The sequence below is a fragment of the Bradyrhizobium cenepequi genome (assembly GCF_020329485.1).
Lineage (GTDB): Bacteria > Pseudomonadota > Alphaproteobacteria > Rhizobiales > Xanthobacteraceae > Bradyrhizobium > Bradyrhizobium cenepequi.
This window is the reverse complement of record NZ_JAGKJI010000130.1, coordinates 1-2,056: the sequence shown is the minus strand read 5'-3', so window position 1 is coordinate 2,056 and position 2,056 is coordinate 1. Positions and strand designations below refer to the sequence as shown.

Sequence of the window (2,056 nt, the reverse complement as noted above, 5' to 3'; positions counted from 1 at the left end):
CGATGGTGGTGGGGGTTTTGGCGATCCTGAAGGCGGGCGGCGCCTATCTGCCGCTGGATCCGGCCTACCCGTCTCAGCGGCTGCGCCAGGTGCTGGGCGATGCGGCGCCACGACTGCTGCTGGCCGATGCGGCCGGTCGCGCCGCGCTTGGTGATGGCGTGGATGTGACGGTGGTGGATCTCGACACGGCAACGCCGGCCTGGGCGCAGCTGCCGGCGTCGGATCCGGATGTGCGCGCGCTTGGCTCCCGCCATCTCGCCTATGTGATCTACACCTCCGGCTCTACCGGGACCCCCAAAGGCGTCATGATCGAGCATGCGAGCACCCTGAACCTGCTGCATTGGAGCAGCGGAGTCTTTGCCCCGTCAGAGATCAGCCGGATGCTGTTCTCCACCTCGATCAGTTTTGATCTGTCAGTCTATGAGTGTTTCGTTCCGCTTTCGCACGGCAGCACGCTCTACCTTGTCGAGAATGCGCTGGCGCTGGCCGAGAGGCCTTTGGATGTCTCCATTATCAACACAGTGCCCTCGGCAATCGCCGCTCTGGTCGACAAGAAAGCAGTACCAGCCTCGACAAGCGTGATCAATTTGGCGGGCGAGCCGCTGAAGGCCGGTCTGATCGAGAAGCTCTTCGCGAGCAGCCGCGTCCAGAAGATTTGCAATCTCTACGCTCCGTCCGAAACAACGACGTACTCGACCTGGATCTGCATGCGAAGGGGAGAGGCTGTCGTTGAGACGATTGGCCGCCCGATCGCGAACACTAAAGTTTATCTGCTTGACGCTGATGGCGCGCCAGTTCCGTTCGGGGCGGTCGGCGAGCTTTACATTGGCGGCGCCGGCGTCGCGCGTGGCTATCTGAACCAGCCGGAGCTGACGGCGGAGCGGTTCATCGCCAATCCGTTTGTGGCAGGCGATCGGCTGTACAAGACCGGCGACCTGGCGCGGTATCTGCCGGACGGCAATCTGGCGTTTTTGGGTCGCAACGACGAGCAGGTGAAGATCCGCGGCTTCCGGATCGAGCCGGGCGAGATCGCAGCGCGGCTCGTCGAGCACGGATTGCTGCGCGATGCGGTGGTGGTGGCGCAACCGGATCGCAGCGGCGAGCCGCGGCTTGTCGCCTATGTGGTGTGTGCGTCCGAGGCTGGATTAGATGGAGGCGAGCTCGCCGGGACGCTGCGCACGCATCTCGATGCACGAGTGCCGGAGTACATGGTGCCGTCGGCATTCGTGCGGCTATCGGCGCTGCCGCTGACGGTGAACGGCAAGCTGGACCGCAAGGCGCTGCCGGCGCCGGAGGATGAGGCCTATGCGCGGCGCGCTTATGAGGCGCCGCAAGGGCCCATTGAGGCGCAGCTAGCGACGATCTGGGCCGAGCTTCTGGGCGTGGCGCGGGTCGGACGCCACGACAACTTCTTCGCGCTGGGCGGCCACTCGCTCTTGGCAGTGCGGCTCTTGAGCCGCCTATCGCAGGCTGTTGGTGTCGAACTGCCGCTGACGACGCTGTTCGCCAAACCGGTGCTGGCCGAGCTCGCTCGCGAGGCCTCTATTACTTTGATCGAACGAAAATTCGATCGCGACGACCTTCAAAAGCTGCTCTCTCTGGGTGCCTAGAAATGACTGATTTAGTTAGGACCGAGTTGGAAAAACTCGATGTTGAAGGCCTAAGCAAGCTTCTTTTACTCGCCAAAGAGGGAGACGGGAGCGAGAGCCGAACAGCTAGCTTGATACCAAAGGTTGGACGCGAAGGCGCTCTGGCACTGTCGTTTGCGCAGCAGCGGCTATGGTTTTTGGCGCAGCTGGATCAGGGCAGCACGAACTATCACATGCCACTGGCGTGGCGGCTGCGCGGCGTGCTCGACCGCAGCGCATGGCAGCGCAGCCTCGACCGTGTGGTGGCGCGGCACGAGGCGCTACGCAGCATTTTTGTTGCCTCGGAGGGGGAGCCTTGGGTTGAGGTTCTGCCGAAGGATGCGGGGCTGCCAGTTGTGCAGCACGATCTGCGGGGCCGGGGAGATGCGGACGCTGCGCTCGCGGAGCTGTGCCAGGAAGAGGCACGC

2 protein-coding genes are annotated in these 2,056 nt (G+C 63.5%); both read left to right on the top strand.

Annotation, left to right across the window (positions count from 1 at the left end; all coding sequences use genetic code 11):
- Positions 1-1,610: non-ribosomal peptide synthetase (locus J6497_RS40440; protein WP_225709715.1), on the top strand; the 1,610-nt coding region annotated here is incomplete at its 5' end.
- Positions 1,611-1,612: 2 nt separating this feature from the next.
- The coding region (locus J6497_RS40435) for a condensation domain-containing protein (protein WP_225709714.1) at positions 1,613-2,056 on the top strand (444 nt) is incomplete at its 3' end.